The sequence below is a fragment of the Ammoniphilus soli genome (assembly GCF_040813775.1).
This window is the reverse complement of the sequence record NZ_JBEGDL010000075.1, coordinates 1-7,646: the sequence shown is the minus strand read 5'-3', so window position 1 is coordinate 7,646 and position 7,646 is coordinate 1. Positions and strand designations below refer to the sequence as shown.

The window sequence follows — 7,646 nt, the reverse complement described above, 5'->3', positions numbered from 1 at the left end:
TATAAGTAAAGGAGATGTTGTAAAAATTAACATCTCTTTTTTTACTAAACTCCCTCTCGCTGAGTAACCACATCTCATAAACAACAGTTTTTAAGATGTGGCTACTTATGGTTAATCATGGATAACTAGCTTATTCAAAACCCATAACAAAATTAAAGTCTCAATCTCATCTTAGAACAAGACTTTTGAGATAACTATTTCCATTCAATCTATTAGCAGTTCTTCGCTCTCTTGTGTACATTGATTAATCTAAAATCTAGGTAAAGATTCTACAGCATCAGCTAAATCCTGATAACTATCCTTCAAATACCGAGACGTCGTTGCAATATTACTATGTCCGGCCAGTCTCCTAACCTTCTCTATATCATTCCCCGTTGCTTTCAACATCCATTTGCAGAAAGTATGCCGAAACATGTGAGGAGTCAACTTCTTTTTCAGGGTACTATAATTTTCAATCATGGTCTGTATCCCTCGGATCGAAAACTGAGGGGATCGCTGGCTATAGAATACATAAGATGATTCAGCTACATGTTCTTTTTTGTTCGCCATTTCCGAGCGGAACTTCAACCAATCGTTCATTTCGTGTAGAAGGGTATTGGAAATCGGGATGGTCCGTACCTTGTTCCCTTTTCCTAGTACACGAATTCGTTTAATCTCTAAGTCAAGGTCGGTCAACTTCAGGTTTGACAATTCCTCGACCCGAAGACCAGCATATGTTAGAAGATAGACGACGGCCCGATCTCGGCGATATTTCTCTTCCGGGTCAACTCCGCGACTTTTCACCGGCGTTTTCCTCATCCGGTTTAATAGATCCTCAAACTCCTCTTCGGTCAGCCACATGATCTTTTCATGGTCCTCATCGGCCGATTTCAAATCTTCAATGTCAGCTTTTCCGGCATTTCTCTTCATCCTTTCCAAGAAAGATAGGCTTAACGTGTCCATTCCACGTTTGGTTTACGGTTAAAGTCAGGTGTTCTTTTCTCCAGAAAAGCCGCAATCCCCTCGATGCCTTCCTCGCTCTGCGCCATTTTTGCGATCGTTTGGGTTTCATTTTCCATTTGAGTTTCAAGCGTTTGATTCCATCCGCTGTGGAGCAAGCGTTTGGCTGCACCCAGCGCTGATTTCGCTTCATTTGCCAATTGCGCGGCCAAGTCATAAGAATGGGTCAGCACTTCAGCATCCGGAACTACCTGCGTTACGATCCCTAACTGGTACGCCTCCTGTGCAGAAAGCACTCTGTTCGTCAACGTAAGCTCCAGCGCACGCTTTAACCCTACAATGCGCGGCAAAAAGTAGCTGGATGACATATCCGGAGTCAGACCGGCTTGCGTGTAGGCCATTGTAAAGCGAGCTGACTCGCTGGCAATAACCAGATCGCAAGCCATCGATAAACTCATTCCTGCCCCTGCAGCAACTCCGTTAACTGCAGTGATTACGGGCGCATCCATTCGGGTAAATCGGGATACCGCCGCATGCAGATAAGTAGTCACTTCCTTTAAGTGCTGGGGCAAATCGGCTCCTTGCCGGGCAAAGCTCCTCAAGTCGCCTCCCACACTGAAACTCTTGCCGATGCCGGTTATGATTACAGCTTGCACTTCAGGCGATTCATCACACCGCAAAGCGACTTGCATCAGCTCTTTTGCCAATTCAAGGTTCATGCCATTGGCAGCATCAGGACGATGGAGTGTAATGGTTGCAACAAAATCCGCTATGTCAAAATTAAGAGTACTATAACTCATATTCAATACCTCCCGTGTGAATTACGAAACATTCGTGTCACTTTTTTCAATAACCCGGACAGCACCCTGAACTAGGCCATGGAAGCGGTTCAATTTCGCTTCATCAATCACCGAGTTGATATCGATTGAACGCATATTTCTTCCCCTATTTTTACTTTCCTAAGTTTGGTTTACAAAAAAGAAGTTCTTTTGCGGGAGGAATCCCATTCTGATTGCATGAAAGGCAAGCTCTTCTCTAAATTTGGGATGGGCGATGCTAATCAGGGCTTGGGTACGCTCTTAGATCGTTTTAGCCTTCAGTTCAACCTTGCCGAACTCCGTGACAATCATGTCCACATCATTTTTGGATGTGGTAATCACCGCACCCTACGGCAGCGTCGGAACGATTTTGGAAATGGTGTCATTCTTGGCAGTCGAGTACAGACAAATGATGCCGCGTCCATTTTTCGTGAGCCTCACGCCCTTCGTGAAGTCCGCTTGACCGCCTGACGAAGAATAATATTTGCCGTTGATGGTTTCCGAGTTGCATTGTCCCAAGAAGTCCACTTCTACAGTAGAATTGACCGATACCAAATGATCCAACTGAGCAATATTTCGAATATCGTTGGTTACATTGCACGGCAGGAAGAGAATCTCATTATTCTCATGAATGAAATCATATAAGCGTCTTGTGCCTAACGCAAAGGTAGCCGTCGATTTGCCTTTGTAAAGGGACTTGTTTTGATTCGTAATCGCCCCGGATTCGTATAAATCTACCCGAGCCCGCCAGCATTGGAAACGGCAGCCGCCAGTTCGGCATAAGCCAAGTAAGCTAGACCTCCCTGTACGATGGGATATTTAATACCGAAAATATCGGTTACTCGCGTTATAGGGACTAATTTCACTGGATACATCCAAAAACCCAACCGAGTTCCTAATGAATCGAGATTTACAGTAATAAAAATAATGATCATACCATTAAGTAATATTTCTACCACTCTCTGCTTATCCACTAATTTCAACCATATGGTCCACGGAACAATGAAAAAAACGACCAATAGCCACCAATTCCATGCACTAAACGCATAAAGAGACCAACGCTCGACATCTTAACTACTATAACTAGTGTGCTTAGGTTTTATAATATGATTGACAAAAGAAAGTCATATTAAGTAAGATTATTTTTGTACATTGTATACCAAAAGGAACAAAACCTTAATTAAACCCTAAGAAACGGACACATCTATCTGTTTTTTTAGGTATACATTATACAATCTCTTGCATGAGGTGGTTGGGTTGAGAAGTTATTTTATACTGGTGATGTGTTTTCTGTTTCTTATCCAATATTTTGTTGGTTCCCAAGGACTCCAATACTTCTTGGCCACATTTGCCCTTATTGCTTTCTTAGGAAGTATTACACTGGCAAGACCCACTCCGCGTTTTTTCAGCATACTGATGTTTTTGGCCGGAATAGTCTTCACCATCTTGAAAGGGGATGGAGTTGAAGCAGCTGTTCAGGGAATTACAGCAAATCTTCCTTTGTTGACCCTGCTTGTTTTCGTTCCATTATTATCCATCCCGTTGAAAATGGGCGGTTTTTTTGATTCCATATTGTCATATCTTAAGCAGTATCAGCATCATCCAAGAAAATTGTTTCTGGGAATTACTTCTGTCCTCTTCTTTCTCGGTCCGATACTGAACATTGGTGCCATTCGGATTGTTCATGAATTCGCTCAGAAATTACAAATGAACTCTACTTTTTTGTCCAAAGCCTACCTGGTTGGCTTTTCAACAACCATATTATGGTCGCCCTACTTTGCTGCCGTTGCCATTACGCTATTGTACCTGCAGGTGTCCATTACCGATTATGTACCATATGGCCTTGGCTTAGGCGTTTTGTTTTTAATCATTGGAAACCTCATGTTTAGTATTTGGGCCGGAAAGCAAAAGTTTGAAGTTAATAACCACCATGAAGAATCGGTATCTCCCGAGCATGGAAAAAGAATAAAGTTCCTTGCTGTCATCATCTTTTCATTAATGTCTGTAACCATTATCGCTGAATCGATCACCCATTGGTCCATGCTCGTGTTAGTTAGTTTTGTAGCCATTCTTTTTCCGCTTCTATGGTGCCTGTTCTCCAATCAGTGGAAATCGTTGAGGCAATATCTTATTGATTATCGGGATAACTCTGTCCCCATTATGAACAACGAAATTATTATGTATATTAGTGCGGGTTTCTTTGGGAAATCTCTTACTGGGACGAACTTTGGTCAAGGGCTCAGCGTATTCATGATCGATTTGGCGCAGATTTCCTTTTTACTGTTTGCCCTGTTTATCCTCATTACCATGGTTGGTGTAACTTATATGGGAATTCATCAAGTGGTTGTTGTCACCGTACTCGCCACCCAGATGGACCCGATCCTGTTAGGCACAACCAAAGAAACATTAGCTATGGTGATTATGCTTGCCTGGGCCACTTCTTCGGTATTAAGTCCGGTAAACCCTGTCAACCTATTGGTAAGCACTCTTGTAAAAAGGTCAAGCATACAAGTCGGGACGCGGGATAATGGGTGGTTTCTGCTCAGCATGTGTACGATTGGTATTGCTATACTTACCTTTTTTCATTAATAAAAAGGAACGGTTGCCTAAGACAATCTGCTCTTTTTTTCGTATAGTTATAGTCATTTTATTAAACAATTCTGCCCAATAGCAGAATAGGCTCCCATCAAAAGTGGCACTGCCAATTGTTCGATATCGCATCGATTAAAGATGCTGGAATTACAAAACGAACAGTGACGGACTTTAGCATAGAAGAACAATAATCATAGTTCGACAAGTGCCTGTCACCTGTCGAATAACTAGAAGGAGGAAAACCCATGGAACAGTTGGATATGATTCCACTGATCAGCAACTTGGGTTTCCCCATCTTTGTTTCCTGGTACTTACTCACTAGGGTAGAAAGCAAGATGGAGGCGCTGACTTCCTCAATCGCTGACATGACACAAGCGATTCATGGACGGAAACAGGAGACTTTGTTGGCGGAGACCCTACAAAAATTCCCCTCACCGTTTTGATGGTAAGGGGATTTTTTTGTAAAACCTTGTCTGGTGGAACGAGCAGTATAAAAGAGTGGGGACGAAAAATATGTAAAAATCATAAAACACCTTGTCTCCCCACACTTGTTCACAGGATTAAATAAGCATTTTACAAACTGCTTATACTACCACCCGCGATCGGCCATACGCTCGTTCTTTAAAAGAGTAGAGATCTCTATTCCTTTCATCGCTGTACCTAGATTTTTAGATAGTTGTCCAATCAATTTGTAATCTTGATAATGAGTAGTGGCCTCTACAATGGCCTTGGCAAATCGCTCAGGGTGATCTGATTTGAAGATCCCGGAACCTACAAATACTCCATCAGATCCTAGAAGCATCATTAAAGCAGCATCAGCAGGAGTAGCTACCCCGCCTGCCGCAAAGTTCACAACTGGTAATTTACCATTCCTATGAATGAACTCTAGCAATTCGTAAGGCGCCCCAAGATTTTTGGCTTCTGCCATTAACTCGTCATAAGACATTGCTTGAACTTTTCGAATCTGACTTTGCATCATCCGTTGATGCCGAACGGCCTCTACAATATTTCCGGTTCCTGGCTCACCTTTTGTCCGAATCATGGAAGCTCCTTCGCCAATCCGCCTTAACGCTTCTCCTAAATCACGAGCCCCACAAACAAAAGGAACAATAAATTCTTTTTTATTTATATGAAATACTTCATCTGCCGGAGTTAATACTTCACTTTCATCGATATAATCGACGCCTAAAGTTTCAAGAACCTTGGCTTCAACGATATGTCCAATCCTAGCTTTTGCCATGACTGGAATAGAAACAGCCTTCATTACTTCCTCAATAATAGTCGGATCAGCCATCCGAGCTACTCCTCCAGCTGCCCGAATATCTGCAGGAACCCTCTCTAATGCCATAACGGCTACCGCACCAGCTGATTCTGCTATTCTTGCCTGTTCTGCATTGACGACGTCCATGATCACGCCGCCTTTTTGCATTTCAGCCATGCCGCGTTTTATCCTTGAAGTACCCTTTTCACTCATATACTAATCCCCCTGGCTATTATTAATACTCATTTATTAAAAAAATTCTTAACTATTAATGCAGAGCATTATTCCACTTGAATTTGATCGTCAGAGTAAGTCACAGAAATAATATCCTGACAGGCCCAACACACACTTCGATTCTGCTCCATAATTGATAATTCTTCTTGACATTGTACACAACGGTCCATTACATAACCTCCTCATCTTTGGTTCGTATTTTGAAAATCGCTATCTCGTTTCAAAATTCATTTAATTTATATAGTAACTTCGGCAAGATTGAATCCATTATCTGATTCATCATCCCAAGAAGGAAAACATATAGTAAACTGAGTTCCCTTCTCTTTCTCACTCTGAACTTCAATCGTTCCGTTCATTAGTTCAACGAGTCGGTAACTAACCATAAGGCCAAGTCCGGTTCCATTTTCCTTTGTGGAATAGAATGGATTTCCCAGACGAAGCATTTCCTCTTTTGTCATTCCCTTTCCAGTATCCCTAATTCGTATAACCACTTGGCTTTCCACACGATAGGCGGAGATAAACAACGTCCCATCTGCCGGAGTGGCTTCAATGGCATTTTTCATGATATTCATGAATACTTGCATTAGCTTGTCAGGTACCCCTTGGACAAAAAGTGATTCCTCTATATTTTCTTGAATAATTATATTCTTTTGTATTGCATACATATTGAGTATGTCTTTTAGATTTTGTAATAATTGAGTAATTTTTACTTTGGTTGCTCTTTCATTACATGGTTTTGCAAGGGATAGATATTCGTTGATAATAAATTCTGTACGTTTTAATTCAACTAACATTAAATCAGTATATTTGTGATGTTCTTCAGCTTGGAGTTCTCTTTTCAGAATTTGTGTGAATCCTTGTACCACAGTCAAGGGATTCCTTATTTCATGAGCAAATGAAGCAGCTAATTCTCCAATTACATGATTCTTTTCGGCACGATGCATTTTTTGCTGTAAGACCTCGTTTTCTCTCACAGTCTCAATCATAACGATGACCATCCATATACAGATAAATTGAACAATTAAATAGACTGGATAAAATTGAATATCCCTATATAAATGATTTTGGTATATGTTGACAATACAAGTTAAGGTACTGAGAGAACAGAGCAGAATGACTGTATACACTTTTCGGCTTCGACTATAATATGGATAGCGAGGAATAAGAAAAAAAATAAGAAGTAAGATGGGAATGTGAGAAAAAAACACATATACCCCTGCCTCCCATCCAATGATTATACGATAGAGAAATGATATACCTGCTACTACAGTACCTACTTTATATCCTCCATATAAAAAACCTAAATATATGGGGATAAAGCGTAAATCATAGATCTGGTCTCCAAATACTGCGAAGGGAAACATAATGCATAACACACTTGCAACTGATAATAATATACTTGGCATTATAAGATGAAAACGCTCAAAGATTCTTCGAGGAAAACAGAACCAGAAAAAAATTGAAAGTAACACAATAAAAAAATTTAATAACAGATTATTATATTCCATGACACATTCTTTCCTCACACAATAACGATACATATTAATTCGGAAGCCGAAATAGTTTTTTCGTGACTTAGTAGATTTAATTAAATGTCTCTTAAATGAATCAATTTCATAATTGAGTTTCCTAAAAAACTGTAGACTTTACCTAGTAGGTAAAACGTGAGTTTTTAAATTAAGCCACTGCCTTTTTAGCGTTTTCCATCTCCTTTCGAATCCGATCTACAGCTAACTTGGATGCATTGTAAACAAGAGTAACCAGATCAAAATGGACTTTGGCTCTTTTTCCAGTACGGTAGC

At 40.7% G+C, this 7,646-nt stretch carries 6 protein-coding genes and 4 pseudogenes; 2 read left to right on the top strand and 8 right to left on the bottom strand.

The features are described from left to right. Positions 1-249: 249 nt before the first annotated feature. The 4 genes and pseudogenes from ABLT31_RS37755 to ABLT31_RS37740 form a co-directional block, all read right to left on the bottom strand. A pseudogene (locus tag ABLT31_RS37755) lies at positions 250-885 on the bottom strand (tyrosine-type recombinase/integrase); the annotation flags it as partial. 44 nt (positions 886-929) lie between these two features. Further along, the gene (locus ABLT31_RS37750; RefSeq protein WP_367760869.1) at positions 930-1,739 is read right to left on the bottom strand and encodes an enoyl-CoA hydratase/isomerase family protein; all 810 of its coding nucleotides are present in this window, start codon (positions 1,737-1,739) and stop codon (positions 930-932) included. Between the two features lie 279 nt (positions 1,740-2,018). Beyond that, positions 2,019-2,471: pseudogene (locus tag ABLT31_RS37745) on the bottom strand (acetyl-CoA hydrolase/transferase C-terminal domain-containing protein). Between the two features lie 23 nt (positions 2,472-2,494). Then, positions 2,495-2,632 (bottom strand): annotated as a pseudogene (locus tag ABLT31_RS37740) (nitronate monooxygenase); the annotation flags it as partial. A 382-nt stretch (positions 2,633-3,014) separates the two neighbouring features. Here ABLT31_RS37740 and ABLT31_RS37735 point away from each other — a divergent pair. After that, complete coding sequence (locus ABLT31_RS37735; RefSeq protein WP_367760868.1) at positions 3,015-4,346, top strand: hypothetical protein; 1,332 nt, start codon at positions 3,015-3,017, stop codon at positions 4,344-4,346. Positions 4,347-4,594: 248 nt separating this feature from the next. Then, positions 4,595-4,792, top strand: coding sequence for a YvrJ family protein (locus ABLT31_RS37730; protein WP_367760867.1), 198 nt, complete (start codon positions 4,595-4,597; stop codon positions 4,790-4,792). A gap of 146 nt (positions 4,793-4,938) precedes the next feature. Here the strand turns inward: ABLT31_RS37730 and pdxS are convergent, their stop codons facing one another. The 4 genes and pseudogenes from pdxS to ABLT31_RS37710 form a co-directional block, all read right to left on the bottom strand. Beyond that, positions 4,939-5,823 (bottom strand): pyridoxal 5'-phosphate synthase lyase subunit PdxS, encoded by an 885-nt coding sequence (gene pdxS / locus ABLT31_RS37725; RefSeq protein WP_367760866.1) that lies wholly within the window; start codon positions 5,821-5,823, stop codon positions 4,939-4,941. Between the two features lie 68 nt (positions 5,824-5,891). Further along, positions 5,892-6,014: a hypothetical protein gene (locus ABLT31_RS37720; RefSeq protein WP_367760865.1), complete on the bottom strand. Its 123-nt coding sequence runs from the start codon at positions 6,012-6,014 to the stop codon at positions 5,892-5,894. A gap of 66 nt (positions 6,015-6,080) precedes the next feature. Further along, on the bottom strand, positions 6,081-6,830 hold the full coding sequence (locus tag ABLT31_RS37715; protein WP_367760870.1) for an ATP-binding protein: 750 nt from the start codon (positions 6,828-6,830) through the stop codon (positions 6,081-6,083). Positions 6,831-6,836: 6 nt separating this feature from the next. Beyond that, positions 6,837-7,352 (bottom strand): annotated as a pseudogene (locus ABLT31_RS37710) (LytS/YhcK type 5TM receptor domain-containing protein); the annotation flags it as partial. Between the last annotated feature and the right edge of the window lie 294 nt (positions 7,353-7,646).